Annotated in this window: 19 protein-coding genes and 1 other RNA gene; 2 read left to right on the top strand and 18 right to left on the bottom strand. The window is 32.9% G+C overall.

All coding sequences use genetic code 11. The annotated features are described in order from the left end of the window. Nucleotides 1–8: 8 nt before the first annotated feature. From A4G25_RS02080 to A4G25_RS02060, 5 genes are all read right to left on the bottom strand, one after another. Nucleotides 9–1,133: a THUMP domain-containing class I SAM-dependent RNA methyltransferase gene (locus tag A4G25_RS02080; RefSeq protein WP_047131335.1), complete on the bottom strand. Its 1,125-nt coding sequence runs from the start codon at nt 1,131–1,133 to the stop codon at nt 9–11. Between the two features lie 139 nt (nt 1,134–1,272). Then, nucleotides 1,273–1,655: RNase P RNA component class B (gene rnpB, locus A4G25_RS02075), an RNA gene on the bottom strand. A 96-nt stretch (nt 1,656–1,751) separates the two neighbouring features. Then, on the bottom strand, nt 1,752–2,081 hold the full coding sequence (gene gpsB, locus A4G25_RS02070) for a cell division regulator GpsB (RefSeq protein ID WP_047131076.1): 330 nt from the start codon (nt 2,079–2,081) through the stop codon (nt 1,752–1,754). A 13-nt stretch (nt 2,082–2,094) separates the two neighbouring features. Continuing rightward, nucleotides 2,095–2,661, bottom strand: coding sequence for an SLOG family protein (locus tag A4G25_RS02065; RefSeq protein WP_047131075.1), 567 nt, complete (start codon nt 2,659–2,661; stop codon nt 2,095–2,097). Further along, nucleotides 2,654–2,995, bottom strand: coding sequence for a DUF1798 family protein (locus A4G25_RS02060; protein ID WP_052766726.1), 342 nt, complete (start codon nt 2,993–2,995; stop codon nt 2,654–2,656). Before A4G25_RS02060 ends, A4G25_RS02065 begins: the two co-directional genes overlap by 8 nt. Before the next feature lie 261 nt (nt 2,996–3,256). Between A4G25_RS02060 and recU the strand changes: the two genes are divergently transcribed. Both recU and A4G25_RS02050 read left to right on the top strand, forming a co-directional pair. Beyond that, entirely contained in the window at nt 3,257–3,883 is a 627-nt protein-coding gene (gene recU / locus A4G25_RS02055; RefSeq protein ID WP_047131073.1) for a Holliday junction resolvase RecU, read from the top strand. Further along, nucleotides 3,880–6,141 carry a transglycosylase domain-containing protein gene (locus tag A4G25_RS02050; RefSeq protein WP_047131072.1) on the top strand — a complete coding sequence of 754 codons (2,262 nt, stop codon included), beginning with the start codon at nt 3,880–3,882 and terminating at the stop codon, nt 6,139–6,141. The genes recU and A4G25_RS02050 overlap by 4 nt, the downstream gene beginning before the upstream one ends. Before the next feature lie 45 nt (nt 6,142–6,186). On the opposite strand, the gene A4G25_RS02045 is transcribed toward A4G25_RS02050, so the two are convergent. The 13 genes from A4G25_RS02045 to A4G25_RS01985 form a co-directional block, all read right to left on the bottom strand. Further along, nucleotides 6,187–6,519, bottom strand: a complete 333-nt coding sequence (locus A4G25_RS02045; protein ID WP_047131071.1) for a YpoC family protein — start codon at nt 6,517–6,519, stop codon at nt 6,187–6,189. 12 nt (nt 6,520–6,531) lie between these two features. Next, nucleotides 6,532–7,203, bottom strand: a complete 672-nt coding sequence (gene nth / locus A4G25_RS02040; protein ID WP_047131070.1) for an endonuclease III — start codon at nt 7,201–7,203, stop codon at nt 6,532–6,534. Further along, nucleotides 7,204–7,881 carry a DnaD domain-containing protein gene (locus A4G25_RS02035; protein ID WP_047131069.1) on the bottom strand — a complete coding sequence of 226 codons (678 nt, stop codon included), beginning with the start codon at nt 7,879–7,881 and terminating at the stop codon, nt 7,204–7,206. 97 nt (nt 7,882–7,978) lie between these two features. Next, a complete protein-coding gene (asnS, locus tag A4G25_RS02030) occupies nt 7,979–9,271 on the bottom strand; it encodes an asparagine--tRNA ligase (RefSeq protein WP_047131068.1) in 1,293 nt (430 codons plus the stop codon). Between the two features lie 159 nt (nt 9,272–9,430). Continuing rightward, nucleotides 9,431–12,118, bottom strand: a complete 2,688-nt coding sequence (locus A4G25_RS02025; protein ID WP_047131067.1) for a helicase C-terminal domain-containing protein — start codon at nt 12,116–12,118, stop codon at nt 9,431–9,433. A 15-nt stretch (nt 12,119–12,133) separates the two neighbouring features. Then, nucleotides 12,134–13,105, bottom strand: coding sequence for a biotin--[acetyl-CoA-carboxylase] ligase (locus A4G25_RS02020; RefSeq protein WP_047131066.1), 972 nt, complete (start codon nt 13,103–13,105; stop codon nt 12,134–12,136). Further along, nucleotides 13,092–14,294, bottom strand: coding sequence for a CCA tRNA nucleotidyltransferase (locus A4G25_RS02015; protein WP_047131065.1), 1,203 nt, complete (start codon nt 14,292–14,294; stop codon nt 13,092–13,094). Before A4G25_RS02015 ends, A4G25_RS02020 begins: the two co-directional genes overlap by 14 nt. Nucleotides 14,295–14,296: 2 nt before the next feature. Beyond that, entirely contained in the window at nt 14,297–15,418 is a 1,122-nt protein-coding gene (gene bshA, locus A4G25_RS02010; RefSeq protein WP_047131064.1) for an N-acetyl-alpha-D-glucosaminyl L-malate synthase BshA, read from the bottom strand. Between the two features lie 28 nt (nt 15,419–15,446). Then, nucleotides 15,447–15,764 (bottom strand): nucleotide pyrophosphohydrolase, encoded by a 318-nt coding sequence (locus A4G25_RS02005; RefSeq protein ID WP_047131063.1) that lies wholly within the window; start codon nt 15,762–15,764, stop codon nt 15,447–15,449. Nucleotides 15,765–15,891: 127 nt separating this feature from the next. Continuing rightward, a complete protein-coding gene (locus A4G25_RS02000) occupies nt 15,892–16,590 on the bottom strand; it encodes a zinc metallopeptidase (protein ID WP_047131062.1) in 699 nt (232 codons plus the stop codon). Between the two features lie 26 nt (nt 16,591–16,616). Further along, on the bottom strand, nt 16,617–17,231 hold the full coding sequence (locus tag A4G25_RS01995) for a DUF1405 domain-containing protein (protein ID WP_047131061.1): 615 nt from the start codon (nt 17,229–17,231) through the stop codon (nt 16,617–16,619). A 4-nt stretch (nt 17,232–17,235) separates the two neighbouring features. Continuing rightward, entirely contained in the window at nt 17,236–17,793 is a 558-nt protein-coding gene (locus A4G25_RS01990) for a YpiB family protein (protein WP_047131060.1), read from the bottom strand. 18 nt (nt 17,794–17,811) lie between these two features. Further along, nucleotides 17,812–19,059, bottom strand: coding sequence for a tetratricopeptide repeat protein (locus A4G25_RS01985; protein ID WP_047131059.1), 1,248 nt, complete (start codon nt 19,057–19,059; stop codon nt 17,812–17,814). Nucleotides 19,060–19,063 lie beyond the last annotated feature (4 nt).

Raw genomic sequence — 19,063 nt, 5'->3', positions numbered from 1 at the left:
AGTTGTATTTATTTTTTGTTTGCCCAATATTGGTAATACGTACATTCAATGTAACCATTGAATAATTTTCTGCGTTTTGTTGCTTTGCGTTGTGTTAAAAACTCAAATTCTTTATTGCTTGTTAAAATGTATTCTGAAAGATTTGGATGTTCTTTCATTAACTTACCTAAATAACGATACATTTCTTCAACTTCTTCACGATCTCCGATACGTTCGCCATATGGCGGATTTCCTATAAGTGCAATAGGTTTGTCAGTATGGATATCTAAAGTATTGACATCTTTCACTTCAAAATGGATAACCTCGCCTAAACCGACTTCATCAGCGTTTCGTTTTGCGATTTCAACCATTTCATGATCGATATCATATGCATAAACTTCAACTTCTTTATCGTAATCAGCTTGTTGATCTGCCTCATCACGTAATGTGTCGTAAAGTCCTTCTGGCATAATGTCCCAAGTTTCTGAAACGAACGAACGGTTAAATCCAGGGGCAATGTTTTGCGCAATTAAGCAAGCTTCAATTGCTATTGTACCTGAACCGCAGAAAGGATCGATTAATGGAGTGTTTCCGTTCCAATTCGCTAAACGAATTAAGGCTGCAGCAAGTGTCTCTTTGATAGGTGCTTCACCTTGAGCAAGTCTATAACCGCGTTTATTCAAACCTGATCCGGAAGTGTCAATCGTTAATAATACTTGATCTTTGTGGATTGCAACTTCAACGGGATATTTAGGACCAGTTTCATCTAACCAGCCTTTATGTGAATATGCTTCTTTTAATCGTTCTACAATTGCTTTTTTAACAATTGCTTGAACATCAGGAACACTGTGTAATGTAGATTTCACACTTCGACCTTGCACAGGGAAATTGCCGTCTACAGGGATGATTGTTTCCCAAGGTATATTTTTAGTTTGTTCAAATAATTCTTCGAAAGTTGTGGCTTTGAAGCGGCCTATTACTATACGTACTCTATCTGATGTGCGTAACCAAAGATTACTTTTCGCAATGGCTTTTTCATCACCTTCAAAGAATATTCTGCCGTTCTCGACTTCAGTTTCATAACCAAGTTCATTGACTTCTTTAGAAACTACTGATTCAAGACCCATGGGACACACAGCTAATAATTGATACATGCGCATTTTCCCTTCCTTCTCTATAATATTTCCTTTTCAATTGTAGCAGAGTTTTCGTATCTTATGTGGAATGTTTCTGCTTTTTCAAATCAAATTAAAAAAGCTCTCCGTCGCGGGAGAGCTAAACTAGTAATGATATCTCTGTAAGCCATGTTCTGTACCTTAGTACTCATCACGTGCACTAGTATGCACTGGTACGCCGGTGGTAACCATCTGTCTGAAATACCGATTCATGTACGGTGATTTCCTCGTTTATACGTTGAATTCCGCTAAACAAGTGCTCCTACCAAATTTGGATTGCTCACTCGAGGGGTTTACCGCGTTCCACCTTTTATATTTCTATAAAAGCTACGTCACTGTGGCACTTTCAAGCTATTTTAACCTTATTCTAAGAACTTAGGTTATTTCGCTGCCGTCATATTGCCTTGACTTATTGTTTCATCAAGCACGAACACTACAATCAATCTCAGATTGTGTGAGCATGGACTTTCCTCTATATCGCTATAGCGATTACCCGAAATATCACTTTTAAAATTATAACACGGTTAATCAAGCATGGTAAAGGCAATCTTAAATAGATAAAGTATTCAGATTTTGATTACTTATCTATTTAAGATTTTATTTACCGAATACTGCTTTTTCTAAATTAGAAATGCGTTTTAAAATGTCTACATTATTCGTACTCGCATTTGATGAGAAATTCTTGTTTTCTTGTGGTCTAGAAGTTGCAACACGTAAACGCAATTCTTCAAGTTCTTTTTTTAATTTGTGATTTTCTTCATTTAACTTAACGACTTCACTATCTAAATCGGCCATTTTTTGATAGTCTGCAATGATGTCATCTAGGAATGCATCTACCTCTTCCCTTCTATAGCCGCGGGCAAGAGTTTTTTCGAAATCTTTTTCATAAATATCTTTTGCTGATAACTTTAAAGATACATCTGCCATTTTTTTCTCCACCTCATTCGAAACTTTCTTCTTCTGACCACTGCAAATCATTGATGAAAACGTTAATTTCATCAAATGTTACAATATCACAAGTATAATTTGTTTGTTCTGCAAAATCAACTAACATCCGCTTGAAGAACTTTGGGCTCGCTTCCTGTTCTTCATTATATAACAAAACTGTTATATCTGTATGGTCTAACATAAATTGATCAGTTTGTTTAAATTGAAAAGGCCCTTCATATGGAGCATGGTGAACAGATTCAGTGAAATCTGCTTTTTCGAAAATTTTTTGATACTGGATTTGGCTTTGTTCATTCCACCGTTCAGTATGATTTTCAAAAGGAGTGATAATACCTAATTTTAAATCCGGGTATTCATCTTTTAGTGATATAACTACTTCTGCTGTCCACATTTCGATGCCCAATTGCCCTTGTATTAATACCCATTCCAATCCTTCTTCAACCAAAGACTTAATCTTATTTTTTATAAATGCTTTTAAATATTTGATTTCTGGTGCATTTTCCTTAAAAATATTGAGCTCATATGATTTATATCCTGTTATATAAGCAGTTTTAACCATATTGTTTTTCACTTTCCTTTATATAATTCAAGTCGTATTTCACACTTTTAAGTTTATCCATAAAAACTTTTCTGCTTGTACCAGAATAGTGGCATTCCACAGATAAAGTTTCAAGGTTTTGTATCAAGATTTGGTATTTCATTTTATTCATATAAGGAAGTGAAACGATAAGTTCTGCTTTACTGTTCAGTTTGTCAATTAGCGCATCAATTTCTTTCGTAAAAGGTACAACGTCGTTATGAAAAGAATACTGAGTGCCTTCACGTGCGTTTTGATATCTGTCTTTCATCATTTGTGTATATCGAATCAATTGTTGAACGACTTTATACATCATTTATAACCCCCTGCTACTTTAATTTATCATAATGAATAGGATACGTCATTCAGGTTAAGCCTTGTTGTAATGGACTTTAGTTTGTGTATTATGCTAAATAACGTTAAAATTAATGACATATACATATATGATTGGATAAGTTGAAGAGCTTCAAATAACTTATTTTATTCTTAGTATATAAATATGTTCACGGAATTTGCATAAACCTGTCAGTTGTGTATAATGATTACGGTTTTACAAACCTATTGTGTGGTGAAAATAATGAATTATCCAAATGGCAAACCATTTAATAGAAATAAGACTAAAGTTGGACGCACAAATGACCATATGTCGAGTAAAATCAAATATGGTGGTCGCGGTATGACTTTGGAAAAGGAAATAGAATTAACGAATGATTACTACCTTTCGATAGGAAAAGCTGTTATTCATAAGAAACCGACACCAGTCCAAATCGTGGACGTTTCTTATCCAAAACGCAGTAAAGCAGTCATCAAAGAAGCATATTTCCGAACACCTTCTACAACTGATTATAATGGAATTTATAATGGCTATTATATTGATTTCGAAGCAAAAGAAACTAAAAACAAAACTTCTTTTCCTTTGCAAAATATACATGAACATCAAGTCATGCATATGAAAGCAGTGCACGAACAAAAAGGTATCGCTTTTCTTCTTATACGTTTTAAAACTTTGGATGAAGTGTATCTATTACCATATGTACCATTTGAGTATTTTTGGAAAAGGTATCAACAAGAAATAAAGAAATCAATTACAGTTGAAGAAATTAGAAAAAATGGTTACCATATTCCTTATCAGTATCAACCACGTTTGAATTATCTCAAAGCCGTTGATAAGTTGATATTAGATGAAAGTGAGGACCGCGTATGACGGAAAGAAAAGGGACTTCCAATTCAAAAAATGGAAAGTCCGGTAAAAAACAGAATAAGAGTATTAAAAGGACAATCATCAAGATTATTGGCTTTATACTTATTGCCTTTATCGTTTTAGCACTGATTGGGGTCCTTTTATTTGCATATTACGCATGGAAAGCACCTGCTTTTACTGATGCGAAATTGCAAGACCCTATTCCAGCTAAGATATATGATAAGAACGGTGACTTAGTTAAAACGCTTGATAATGGTCAGAGACGAGCGCATGTGGATTTGAAAGATGTTCCAACCCACATGAAAGATGCAGTATTAGCGACTGAAGATAACCGATTTTACAAACATGGCGCATTAGACTATAAACGTTTATTCGGCGCTGTCGGTAAAAACATTACAGGTGGCTTCGGTTCACAAGGTGCATCTACTTTAACACAACAAGTTGTTAAACGTTCATTCTTAACAGACCAAAAATCAATTGGCCGTAAAGCACAAGAAGCGTACTTATCATATCGCTTAGAGCAAGAATATAGTAAAGATGATATCTTCCAGATTTATTTGAATAAAATTTACTATTCTGACGGTGTTTATGGTGTTAAAGCAGCAGCGAAATACTACTTCGATAAAGACTTGAAAGATTTAACTTTACCTGAAGAAGCTTATTTAGCTGGTTTACCTCAAGTGCCAAACTTGTATAACGTATATGATCATCCTAAAGAAGCGGAATCACGTAAAGATACAGTCTTATACTTAATGCATTATCATCACAGAATTTCTGAAGCTGAAATGAAAAAAGCACAAGATACTCCTATCGAGAAAAATCTTGTGAAGCGTAATGCGGAACAACGTTCGATCAAGGCTGATAATAAAGATTCAGAAATGGATTCTTATGTGAACTTTGTTAAAACTGAGTTGATGGCTCACCCTAAATATAAAGATAAAAATTTAGGTGATATCTTGAACAGTGGTGTTAAAATTTACACTAACATGGATTCTAGCGTTCAAAAATCATTACAAGACCATATCAACAATGGTAATTATTATAAAAATGATGACCAACAAGTCGGTTCTACAATTGTAGATAGTAAAAATGGTGGACTTGTAGCTATTTCAGGCGGCAGAAACTTCAAGGATGTTGTCGATAGAAACTTAGCAACAGACGCTCACCCTACCGGCTCATCATTAAAACCATTCTTAGCATATGGACCTGCAATTGAAAATATGCAATGGGCTACAAACCATGCTATCCAAGATGAGTCAGAATATATGGTAGACGGAACGACGTTCCGAAACTATGATACGAAGAGTCATGGTACTGTATCGTTATATGATGCATTGAGACAAAGTTTCAACATCCCGGCACTTAAAGCTTGGCAACAAACTAAACAAGATGCTGGCGGCGATGCACCTAAGAATTTTGCTAAAAAAGTAGGCCTTAACTATCAAAGTGAAATTGGTCCATCAGAAGTACTCGGTGGTTCATCTTCTGAATTCTCACCTACAGATTTAGCATCTGCATTCGCAGCTTTAGCTAATGGCGGTGAATACAACCAAGCTCACGCAATCACTAAAGTAGTTGATCAAGATGGAGCAACAACTGAATTTGATTGGAAGCATCACAGAGCTATGCACGATTACACAGCATATATGCTGTCAGAAGTCTTGAAAGGTACATTTGAAGCTTGGGGTTCTGCATATGGACACGGCGTTTCAGGTGTTAACCTAGCAGCCAAAACTGGTACAGGTACTTACGGCAGTGAAACATATCAACAATACAACTTACCTGATAATGCAGCTAAAGATGTGTGGATTAATGGTTTCACCCCTAAATATTCAATGTCAGTTTGGATGGGCTTCAATAAAGTAAAAGATTATGGTGAAAATTCATTTGTTGGTCATAGTGAACAAGAATATCCACAATATTTACTTGAAGATGTAATGTCAGACATTAGTCCTCGTGACGGTGCAGATTTCCAAAAACCTTCTTCTGTTGAAGGATCAAGTAAAGAAGATTTATCTGTTGCTGGACACCCAGATAACGACACTACTGGCAGAAAAGTTAATGGTAATGGTACTGCTGTAAATGGTGGTAGCAGCAGTAGTAACAGCGGTTCAAATAATAGTTCTGGACAAAGCAGCCAACAAGGTAATAATAGCCAAAACAATAGTAATCAACAAAGCGGGAACAACAATCAACAAAGTGGAAATGCATTAACTAAATTCTTTAACCTTAATGCAATTTTCAATAATAAAGCATCATAACAAAAAAGTGCAGTTGCTAGAATTATTTTTCTAGCACTGCACTTTTTATTTTTTTTGATGCGCTTGTCTAGTTTTATAGGCAGCATTCATTTTAATTAGTTCAGAAGCTAAGGTTTTCATTTGTCGATACCCCATGAAATGATGACAACGTTCATTAATATATTCAAAGCGTTCTTTAAAATTTATTGGAACGATTGGATAATTGTCGAGACTATCAAAATCAATACTAGATATATTATTGATTTCACAGAAATAACTTTGTAGTAAATAAAAATAAGCATCAAGCTGACTTTTTCCTTCTTGTGAAGTCAGTCTTTTATTTTTTGAAAGTTGATCAAGGGATTCTTCTTGCTTTTCAAAGTCTGATTTCGTAATCAAATTTAACAACTCCTATGATTTTTCGGCTTCTTTTTTAATCTTCTGTCTAAACCTTTTTTGCCCTTCTCTACATTCATTGAATAATGGACAAATATCACATTTCGGTGCTCTAGCTAAACAATGATAACGCCCGAAGAAAATGAGTTGATGATGACTTTTGGTCCATCTATCTTTAGGTATAATAGAACAAAGTCTGTTTTCAACTTCTTTTACGCTATCTTTCCAACGGCAAATACCTAGTCTTTTGGAAACTCTTTCAACGTGTGTATCTACAGCTAAAGCAGGTTCACCAAAGGCCACGCTCATTACGACATTTGCAGTCTTTCGACCTACACCAGCTAAACTTTCTAAATCAGCTCGATCATGAGGTACTTTACCATCAAATTTATCAATCAATGAGTGGCATAGTTTTTTAATATTTTTAGCTTTGTTTCGATATAACCCAATTGAACGAATATCTTGTTCAAGTTCTTCGAGGCTTACATTTATATAATCTTGCGGCGTTTTATATTTTTGAAATAACTTAGCCGTTACTTTGTTGACTAAAACATCTGTGCATTGAGCTGATAACAAGACCGCAATTGTAAGTTCAAAAGGATTGTCATGTTTTAATTCACACTCAGCATCTGGAAACATTTCAGCGATGACGTCAATCATACTCAATGCTTTCTTTTTGCTTAACATTTAAGAGTCCCCCTCGTTTAACCAATCGAATTTGGGTATATTTTTTACAGTATGTTTCATTTGAGGTGCATGATATTGTTGACTGATTTTTTTAGATTCATCAACTGTTTTGACATTGTTCTTTTTCCAATTCAATAATATTCGATCGATGTATTTAAAGTTAACTTTCTCCTGACTCAAAGCCTCATTAACTGCAGCTTGGATTACTGAAATATCATGTTTATCAACATCAATCCATTGATTTAAAGTATCAATTTCAATTGGTGAAAGCGGACGCCCAAAAGATTGTTCGATAAATTGAAAAAGTTCTTTAAAAGTCTCTTCATCCGATTGTTCTTTTTGATTTAAAGCTTCTTTTTCTAGTATCTTTTTAAATGAATTATAAAATCCATCTAAATCCATAAATTCTGCAAAACGACCTTCTTCATCTTTTTGGACAGTTAGGTTAAATAAATCAAGTTGTATTAATCGTTGAATTACACCAGTTACTTCCCGTTCTTTCATTGTTGTTCCCTGGCATAAATATTGAATTGAGGGTTGCTTATTGGAATGTTCATTCTCATAGATAAGTTTCATTAAAATAACTAAATCAGTTTCTGTTAAGCCTAGTTCGCTATAATGATCTAGTAATTCTCTTCTAAAAACCATCGGACGTTTTCGCAAAAAATTTATATCCAAATCCATATCCCCTTTCTATTTGAAAAGGCCCAGCCGAATGAAAGAAAGAAAAATCATTTGACTGGACCATTATATATTTTCTGTTGGCAATTTAATATTATGGGTATAATCGGTTCAATAGACGTGGGAATGGAGCTGTTTCTCTAACGTGTTCTACACCAGAAATCCATGCTACTGTTCGTTCTAATCCCAGACCAAATCCACTGTGCGGAACTGAGCCGTAACGACGTAAATCTAAATAATAGTTATAACTTTCGCGATCTAATTGATGTTCTTCAATACGCTCTTCTAATAAATCTAAATCATTAATACGTTCAGAACCACCAATAATTTCACCATAACCTTCGGGTGCAATTAAATCTGCACATAATACAGTATCCTCATTTTCAGGGTTTGGCTGCATATAGAATGGTTTGATTTTAGTAGGATAGTTAGTGATGAAAACAGGTAAATCATAATGATTCGCGATTGCTGTTTCGTGCGGAGCACCAAAATCTTCGCCCCACTCAATGTCATCGAATCCTTGTTCTTTTAAATATTCAATAGCATCATCATAAGTGATACGTGGGAACGGCGTTTTTACTTTTTCTAATTTAGAAGTATCTCTATCTAAAATTTTCAATTCAAGTTCACAATTTTTAAGTACTGATTGTACTACATGTGTAACATATTGTTCTTGAACTTCTAAACTGTCAGCATGTTCATAAAATGCCATTTCGCCTTCAATCATCCAGAATTCGATTAAGTGTCGGCGTGTTTTAGATTTTTCAGCACGGAAAGTTGGACCGAAAGAAAATACTTTTCCATAAGCCATAGCTGCAGCTTCAAGATATAATTGACCACTTTGAGATAAGAAAGCATCTTCATCAAAGTATTTAGTATGGAATAGTTCACTTGTACCTTCAGGTGCGCTTGCTGTTAAAATTGGCGGATCAATTTTAACAAAACCAGTTTCATGGAAGAATTCGTATGTTGCACGTATGATTTCATTACGAATTTTCATTACTGCGTGTTGTTTTTTTGAACGTAACCATAAATGACGATGGTCCATTAAGAATTCTGTACCGTGATTTTTAGGTGTAATTGGATAATCATGTGCTTCTTGAATAATATCAATTGATTTCACTTGCATTTCATATCCTAAATCTGAACGATTATCTTCAGTGATTGTACCTGTCACATAAAGTGAAGATTCTTGAGTAATATTTTTTGCAGTAGCGAAAGTATCTTCATCCACTTCTGATTTTACAACGACACCTTGCATAAATCCTGTGCCATCACGAAGTTGTAAGAATGCAATCTTACCGCTTGAACGTTTATTATGCAGCCAAGCACCAATTGTTACTTCTTGGCCGATATGGTTCTTAGCTTCTTTAATTGTTGTCTTCATAACCAAACTCCTATACTTCATTTGTATTATTTTTTAAGTTCATAAAAAGAACTTTATTTAAATCGAATTGATAATTTTATCGATTTTTCACGTTACATTAATTTAAACCCGACTTTATTTTATCAAAATTACCGTCCTACTTCTAGTTGATAATTTTTACTATGTTTTTAAATTTTTCAATATTTTTCCAAACTGTTGAATATTTCCATTCACTTTTTTAAAGGACTCTAATGCTTGTGTGAAAAAATGCTGGTAATTACTTTTAATAAGACGATCATCAAAAGAAACAATGATTCCTTTATCATTTTCGTTTCTGATTAATCGTCCAAGTCCCTGTCTAAAACGAATAACAGCATCTGGTAAGACATAATCTTTAAAAGTTGAAACGAATTCAGAATCCATTAACCAATATTTTGTATTGTTTTGGTTCATAAATGGTAGTTTAGCAATCATTACACATTTAATACCGTCACCTTGAAAGTCGAAGCCTTCAAAGAATGTCCCTGTTCCTAGTAAAATTGATTTATCAAAACTATTGAATTGTTGTGCGATTTTGTAATTTTGATTATTATTTTGCTGCGATAAAATAATATAATCTTCAAAATCAGGTAATTCATTCAGCAATTCCTGCACGTGATACATCATTTTATAGCTCGTAAACAGAACTAAGCATTTAGACTGTGTCACATTTACGTATTCTGTAATATAACTTACAATCGCATGTTCATATTTTTCCACGTCTTTGTAATGATAAGGTGCAACATCATCGGGGATAAATATTGTTGCTTTGTTTTCGTTTTTCACTACATCATCTATGATAAATGTGTTAAAGTGCTCATCCTCTTTAAACCAGTTTTTAAATGATTCAAAAGAACGATTAAAAGTTAAAGTACCCGAAATGAAAGTAAGTGATTTAAATTTATCAAGTATTTGTTGAGTCAATATATCTCTCACTTTGTAATCTTTGACATAAATTGTAATCGTTGATTTTTGTTCCATATTTTTAATAGATAAGAAACAAGTATGATTATCTTTTATGCTTTGTTCAATCGCACGAAAATGATCATTCAAATATAGTAGATGCTTACGTACTGATTTAATAGTTTTATGACTCATACCATTAAAATACTCTAACGTTAAATTGAGTTTATGAATGATATCGTGTATATCTTTTAAAATTGGAGCAGTGTCAAAATTATTTACAAAATGTATTTTGTGATTATCATCGTCATGGATATCTGATTCATGGATAATATCAAATATTGTTGTAAATAATTTTTCATTCAACTCGTGTATATCATTTATTGCTGATTTCAAGCCAAAAACGTCTATTGGTGGAATATCTAATTGTTCTAAAATTCTCTTTTGTTCTAAATTATCAACTGCTTTTAGCAACTTCTCATTTTCTGTTTTGCCAATAAGTCCTAATTGATATTTGATATCCGAGTAGCTTAATTCATTCGTTACTTGATCTAACGCATAATCGGGTAATCGATGTGCTTCATCTACAATACAATCTTCAAATAATTGATAGATACTATTTTCTTGAGATGCATGTATTAAATGAGCGTGATTAGTAATACCGATTTGAATATTTTGAGCATTCCTTTTTAAGAAATTATAGTAATGAATATCGTTACGGACAGGCACATAAGTCTCTGATTTTTGTTCCAGATACATTTTTTGCCCGCCTTTAAGATTCAACTCTTGAATGTCTCCAGTGTCTGTTTGAGTTATCCAAACAAGTAATTCCATTTTTAATAATGACACATCATAATTTTGTGTTTCATCTTTTAAAATTTGGCTGATTAAGCCTAAAGAAATATAATCTCTTCTACTTTTTATAATTGCTGCGTTGATACGATAACCTAATACTTGCTCAAGTGTCGGTATATCATGTTCTAACAGCTGGTTTTGCAGTAACTTAGTGTTTGTAGATATCATGACATGCTGTTTTGTTTCAATATTATACATTAAAGCGGCAATCAAATAAGCTAAGGATTTTCCTGAACCCAATGGTGCTTCTATAAGCGCTTTCTCACTATGCATCAATTGATCCAATATTGTTTCAGCTAAGTAAAGTTGTTGCGGGCGGAAAGTATAATCTAATGCCTTAATCACTTTTCTATAAAAATCTTCAGTTGTCCCTTCGAAATCAATTTGAGGTGATTTAAAGTCAACTTGCTTTTTATAAATGATTTGTTCAAACTTTTCATACTTGTTATCTAATGGTTGCGTGCCTTTTTGGCGTACCATTTCAAAAATAACATCGTGTAACTGATATTTTAAATTTTTACTTAAATAATAAAGTTGTTTTAGTGTATCAGCTGGTAAACCATATAAAACATTAAAAGCTTTAATCATCAGTTTAGCTGTCGTTGCTGCATCTTCGTCAGCGCGGTGGGCATTTTCCAATGGAATATCATGATATTCCGCTAATTCGCTAAGTTGATAGCTTTTATCTGTTGGGAAAGCAATTTTAAATAGTTCTACTGTATCAATTACCTTCCTAGGTTGGTAAGTTATATTGCTTTTTTTAAAAGCTTTTTTTAAAAAAGTTAAATCAAAGGCAACATTGTGAGCAACAAACACACTGTCTTTCATTAATTCATATATTTCTTCAGCCACTTCATTAAAGTAAGGTGCCTGCGTTAACATTTGATCTTCTATTGAAGTGAGTGCTTGTATAAAAGGTGGTATTTCCAGGTCTGTTTTTATTAAAGAATGATAAGAACCAACAATCTCAAAACCTTTCACAAATGTGATACCGATTTGAATAATATCATCATAGTCTTTTTGATTGCCTGTTGTTTCTAAATCTACCACGGCATAAGTTGTTTGACCCACACTATCGCCTCCTTTCTATAAATCTATATCTGCACTCATTAATCGATGCTTTTCGCCTTTTTCATCTTCAACGAGTAAAAATCCATCTTTATCTATACCTATTGCTTTACCCGGAAATTGTTCATCATTTTCTGTGAACTTTAATTTTCTATTCCAAATATTTGAGTGTTCGATATATTCTTCGCGTATGGATTCAAATGGAACAGTCAAAAATTGAATATAGCGCTTATTAATATTTTCTAATAGGTATTTCAAGAAAGCATAGCGATTTACTTTTTCATCAAAATGATTAAATATACTTGTAGCTCGGTGAGCAATTTCATCAGGAAATTCACTGGCTTCTTGATTCATATTAATACCTATTCCACAAATGACAGCTTCGATACCATCGCTATTTGCAGACATTTCTGTAAGGAAGCCACACACTTTTTTATCACCTATATAAATATCATTAGGCCATTTTACTGCGACTCTGTCATTAGAGAATTCTTGAATTGTTTCTCTGATTGCGAGTGCCATAAATAGATTGAAAGTCGTAATCATTGAAAAAGGAACATTTGGACGGAAAACTGCACTCATCCATAGGCCTTTGCCTTTAGCAGAATCCCATGGTCTATTAAAGCGTCCACGTCCTTTTGTTTGTTCATTACTTAATACAAGAATACTATCTTGATTTCCAACAAGTTTTTGTTTAGCCGCAAGTTGTGTGGAATCGATAGTTGGGAAAACAAAAGTTTCTTGGAAGAATCCTTGCGCATCAACTATTTTTTCTACAATACCCGGATACCAAATATCTGCCAATTGTTTAAGTTGGTGCCCTTTCTGGTTTACAGAATTAATTTCACAACCCTCTGCTTTTAACTGATCAATTATTTTTTTTACTGAAGTTCTAGAAATATTTAATTGCTCAGCAATTGTTTGCCCTGATACAAATTCTGGTTGATTTTCATATAATATTTGTACGACATCTTGACTATATTTCGACATGTGTTCTCACCCAATTTATGATTTCACTTTTTTGATTTGGAATTTCTTGGTTGATAATGGCACATTCAATTTCACGCAGCACATTTTTCAACCAAGGTCCTCCTTTTAAATTTAAGGACTCTAAAATATCTTTACCATTTACCATCATATCACTACGTTGGTGTATGATTAAATTTTGGTTTATATCATTTATAGTTTTAATATTAAAAATAAGCGGATGTCCTAATTTAATCTGATTGGCTGCTAATGTATCTCTCATATCCAGTATATAAGAAAGTATTGAGATACCATAATCATAAACGAATACCTTTAACGCTTTCTTAGTTTGAATTTCTGGCAGCTTTTTTAAAATTGTTATATATTTCTGGATTTCTTTCTTACTATCATTGCTTATTTTTAGTTTTGATAATGAAATATTTGAAGGTTGTTTGAATAACATTATTGCAATTAACATCTCTAATTTAATAGGTTCATTAATCTTGATATCCTCAGTGTCAAATGAATTGAAAAACGGCACATATTTAAAGAATTGTAATTCATTTAATAAAGGATAAACAACTGATGCATCCGTTCCTTCTAATAATTTGCGTAATTCTATTATAATACGTTCAATTGATAAATATTCAGTGTCAGCAATTTTTTCTTGCATGGCATTATAAGTGTTACAATCAATATCAAAACGTAATTGCGATTTGAAACGCAATCCACGTAAAATACGCAAAGCATCCTCATCAAAACGCTCATAAGGGTTACCCACTGTTTTTATCAATTTATTTTGTATATCAGTATATCCGTTGAAATAATCTTTAATATTAAATTGATTATCCATAGCTATCGCATTAATTGTAAAATCACGGCGTTCGACATCTTTATATAAATCTCTGACAAAAATGACTTCGTTAGGTCTTCGATGATCCTCATACTCACCCTCAGCTCTAAATGTTGTCACTTCATAATTTTCGCGGTTATATACGACATTAATTGTGCCATGTTCTTTGCCAATGGGAATAGTATGAGCAAAAATACTTTCTATTTCATCAGGAGAAGCACTTGTTGTAATATCAATGTCATGTATCGGTCTACCCATTAAATAGTCACGAACTGCTCCTCCTACATAATAGGCTTCAAATCCATTATCTTGAATTTCTTGTAAGATTGGGGCTGCTTTTAAAAATAAATCTTTATTCATAATTAATCCTCTAGCATTTGTTTATAGTAATATTCATATTGATCAGCAATTAAATCCGAATTAAAACGTTCTGAAATATCTTTAAGCATATTTTTACGTATTTTTTGATATAAAGTATTATCGGTTAATAATGAAATAGCATATTCACTTGCTTTTTCACTGTCCCCTATATCCACGACAAAACCAGTTTCTTCGTGTTTAATAACTTCTTTAATTCCGCCTGCTGTAGAACCAATAGGTACAACTCCTGTCTTCATTGCTTCAAGCAGGGTTAAACCAAAACTTTCTTTTTCACTGAGCAGTAAAACTAAGTCAGACATTTGGTAAAATTGATTCACAAATTCTTGCTTGCCTAGAAACATAACGTCATTTTGAATGCCTAAATCTCTAGCAAGTTTTTTCATCTCCATTAACTCAGGTCCATCGCCTAAAAGTAATAATTTAGATGGAATGCGATCATGTACTTTTTTAAAGGTTTCTAGAATAGTATCAATACGTTTAACTTGTCTGAAATTAGAGACATGTATTAAAACTTTTTCGTCTGGATCAATACCATACAATTCTTTTAATTTATCGTTCCTTTTGGTTGGAAAATCTACTTCACGTACAAAATTATAGATAGGTTCAATTTCCTTTTTAGTACCAATAATTTCTTTTGTCTGTTTAGCCAATGATTGACTGACGCTGGTCACTACATCACTATTTTCTATACCGAATTTTATAGCATCTTTTAACGAATGATCATATCCTAGGACTGTTATATCAGTACCGTGCAATGTGGTCATAATTTTTACATCTTTCCCAGACATTTGACGTCCTAAAATTCCGCATATTGCATGTGGTACAGCATAATGCATATGTAAGATATCTAAATCATATTCTTTAATAACGGAGGCTATTTTGGTACTGAGGCTGATGTCATAAGGTGGATATTGAAATACAGCATATTGATTTACTTCAACTTGATGAAACGTAATATTTGGAAGTGGTTTACGGATACGAAACGGTAAGTTTGAAGTGATGAAGTGTACATCGTGGCCACGTTCAGCGAGAATTATCCCTAGTTCAGTCGCAATGATGCCAGAACCTCCCATAGAAGGATAACATGTAATTCCTATTTTCATAATTATAAAGTCGCTCCTTTGTATACCATCATTTACGTTCAAAGCGATTTTTATCACGTATATTGAATTTATGCATTGTTTCATTGAAACTTTCTGTCATATCAATATCAAGTGAATTTGCGATACATAGTAGCACAAATAAATTATCACCTAACTCAGCTTTGATGGTATTTTCTTCTTCTGTGTCTTTCTTTTTCTTTTCACCGTAGACATGATTGATTTCCCTAGCTAATTCGCCTACTTCTTCTGTTAAACGTGCTAAGTTAGCTAAAGGTGAAAAATACCCTGCTTTAAATTGACCGATGTATTGATCAACTTCTTTTTGCATTTCTTCCATTGTTTTCATTTCAATCATCTCCTAATTCTATTATTTATAGTATATCTCATATTTTTTAGTTATGCATTTTTAGCGGATTTCAAGCAACAAAAAAACCTTGCCGAATTATCGACAAGGTCTCATTATATTAATAAGTTTAATTATCACTAGAACGAGCTATTAAGATAAATCTTAATAATTCAGCTACAGCTACTGCAGTTGAAGCAACATAAGTCATTGCAGCTGCAGTTAGAACTTTGCGCGCATGTTTATATTCTTTATCATTTACAATATGCAACGCTTCAATATTTCGCATTGCGCGTTTACTTGCATCGAATTCAACAGGCAATGTAATAATCGAGAATAATACAGCAAATGCCATTAAGAAAATACCAATCCATAATGCTGTAGAACCAATTGCCATCTGCATAGATGTCAAAATGATACCAGCCATGATTAATAGATATGATAAATTACTGCCGATATTTGCTAATGGGAATAAAGCATTTCTGAAGCGAAGGAAGAAATATCCTTGCTGATGTTGAATTGCATGTCCCACTTCATGCGCTGCTACAGCTGTGGCAGCAACACTTGGACGACTGTAGTTCGCAGGAGATAAACGAATTACTTTTTTAGATGGGTCATAATGGTCTGATAAGAAACCTTCGCCTTCTAAAACTTCTACATCATTTATACCATTGGCGTTTAAAATTTCTTCAGCCACTTCTCGTCCAGTTTTGCCGCTTGTAGAACGAACTTGTGAATATTTTTCATAAGTTGATTTAACTTTGTGCTGAGCCCAAAGCGGTAAAATCATTAATATAGCAAAATAAATAATAAGACTAATGAAAGACAAAATTCTCACTCCTTTATAACATTATTTTACTGAGAACGTAAAGATTGGTCAAACAATATGTGTTGAGTCCATTTCCCTAAGTAGAAGTATAATAATATACTAACGCTGCTTAAAATAAAAGCAATATAGGCTACTAGCTCTAGATGAGAATCTATAAATGGATAAAATGGAAACTGCATGAAAACGTAATCTATTAAATCATTATGAAAAATCCAAAGTATTGATATGATTCCGCCAAATAAACTTATTTTAAATCTTGGGTAGAATATAATAGCTTCTAAAGCCATAATACCATGTGAAATCAGCAACATCATCCCGTTAATAGAAATCTCATCGTATTGATAAAATAGTATAAGATTCATGACTACAGCCCACACACCATATTTTATGAGCGTCATAAATGCTAACGCTTCTATAATAGAATTGTTTTTTCCAAGTAATAAAAAAATCAAAGCAATACATAAAAATAAGGATGCTGTAGGACTGTCAGGTATAAAAATTTGGAAATACCAAGGTGCAGTTTTTAATTGACTTCCATACCATATATAACCATATATCGTTCCTAATATATTGCACAATAATGCAAACAAAAGAAATGGGCGAGAATAAATCGCCCATCTCCACCAATTTGATAATGTCATAATTTCAATCCTTTGTTGGGAAATTGATTGATCTTGCTTTAAGTGTATTTAATAAATGAGACAATCTATAGAAATATTCAGAGTCATGTATCTGCAAGCTAATATCAATCGTATTTTGCAACCTATTCATCAACGATATTTCAGCTTGCGGTGTCATAGTGACAGCATATAAATCATGGAGGTGCAATGAATAGTCAGGAGAAAGTAATAATTGTGACAAGAGTATTTCGTCTAATCTGATATCTCTATGCGGCAAATTGATTTTAATATCGAATTTAGGTTTTTCATAAGCAATATGTCTGAATATCTCATTGGTATTTCTATAATCTACTTGTTTATCGTAATATTGAATTGCTATTTTTTCTGTATCGACAACAGATATTTCTAATGTATGATGATTGGGTATAGATTGGTCTACAAAATATATATCATCTAATCGTTCAACATCAGATTTTATTAGATTAAGTAACCATACGCTTATTCTAGATTTAAACTTATATTGAAATAATAAATATTCAATAAAGTTCTTTTTCTTTAAATTGAGACTTTCTTTATCAATCATATTTGCTTCACCAACATCTTAATAAAGTTGAAGACGTTCTGCTTCTTGTTGCCATTCTTCGTTATTTGGATCTAATTCTAATAATTTCGGCAACAATGCTTTTGCTTGTTCAATTTGTCCTGTTTCAATCAAGAAGAAGTAATAGTCGCCAAGAAAATCAGGATTATTTTCATAGGTTGGTTTTGCCATATCGAAGAAATGTTGTGCTTCTTTATCTCTTTCTTCTGCTCCTAATGCATAAGCTAAATTCCACATGAATCTAGGATCTAAATCATCTTCATTAGCAAATTGCATCAACGAAATAATACCTTCATTGTTTTCTTGTGTTCGATACAAACTACTTAATTCAATTAAAGGTTCTTGATAAGAACTGTCTAATTCAAGTGCTTTTAGTAACAACTCAATACCATTTTGCTGATCGCCATGATCGATTTCTATTTTACCAGTAGATAACATTAATTCTTTATAAAATTGATTTAAACGTAAGCCTTCTTTACCTACTTCGATTGCTGATTTATAATCTTTTTGTTGTAAGTATAGTTGTTGAATATAATAATAACCTTGCATGAAGTCTGGATCTTTATCCATTAATGTACCCATAATTTTAACAGCTTCTTGCAATAAGTCATTTTTTTCATATGCTAAGGCTTTCTTCATATAATCTTCAGAGGTCATATCTTGTTCTGAGATTTCTTCATAAAGCTTAACAGCATCATCATAATTACCGCTCTGCAAGGCACTATCTGCCATACGTGCATATAGATTCACGCCGTTTACCATGTATTCACCTGTTTCAAGTACAGTTTCATATTCTGCTGAAGCACGTAAATACTGACCATCAAAATACATTAATTCAGCTAGTGCAAAGTGTAGAACTGGGTCATTTTGTTCAAGTTCAATAGCTTCTTCTATTTTATCGATAGCTACTTCTAACATGTTTATTTGTTGGTATAAATCAGCTTCTAGCATTAATCTTTCAGTTGATAGATCAGCTTGGCTCAGATATTCTAATGCTTCATCTGTCTTATCCTCTGCAATTAATCCTTCTATAAAGTAACTCAAAAGTTCAGTTTCATCAGGGAATTTATTATATAATGCACGGAATACTTCTAATCCTTGAGGGGTTAATCCATAATTATATAATGTTTCACCTAATAAAAATAATGTATCATCATCTGATGTTGTAATCGCTTCTTCAACTCGACTATCCAGATTATCTATTTTTTGCAGGTGTATATCATCGATTAATTTATTTGTGTCTTCCATAATA

The sequence above is a fragment of the Staphylococcus condimenti genome (genome assembly GCF_001618885.1).
Lineage (GTDB): Bacteria > Bacillota > Bacilli > Staphylococcales > Staphylococcaceae > Staphylococcus > Staphylococcus condimenti.
The sequence above is the reverse complement of the archived record's forward strand: the minus strand, read 5'-3'. Positions and strand labels throughout refer to the sequence as shown.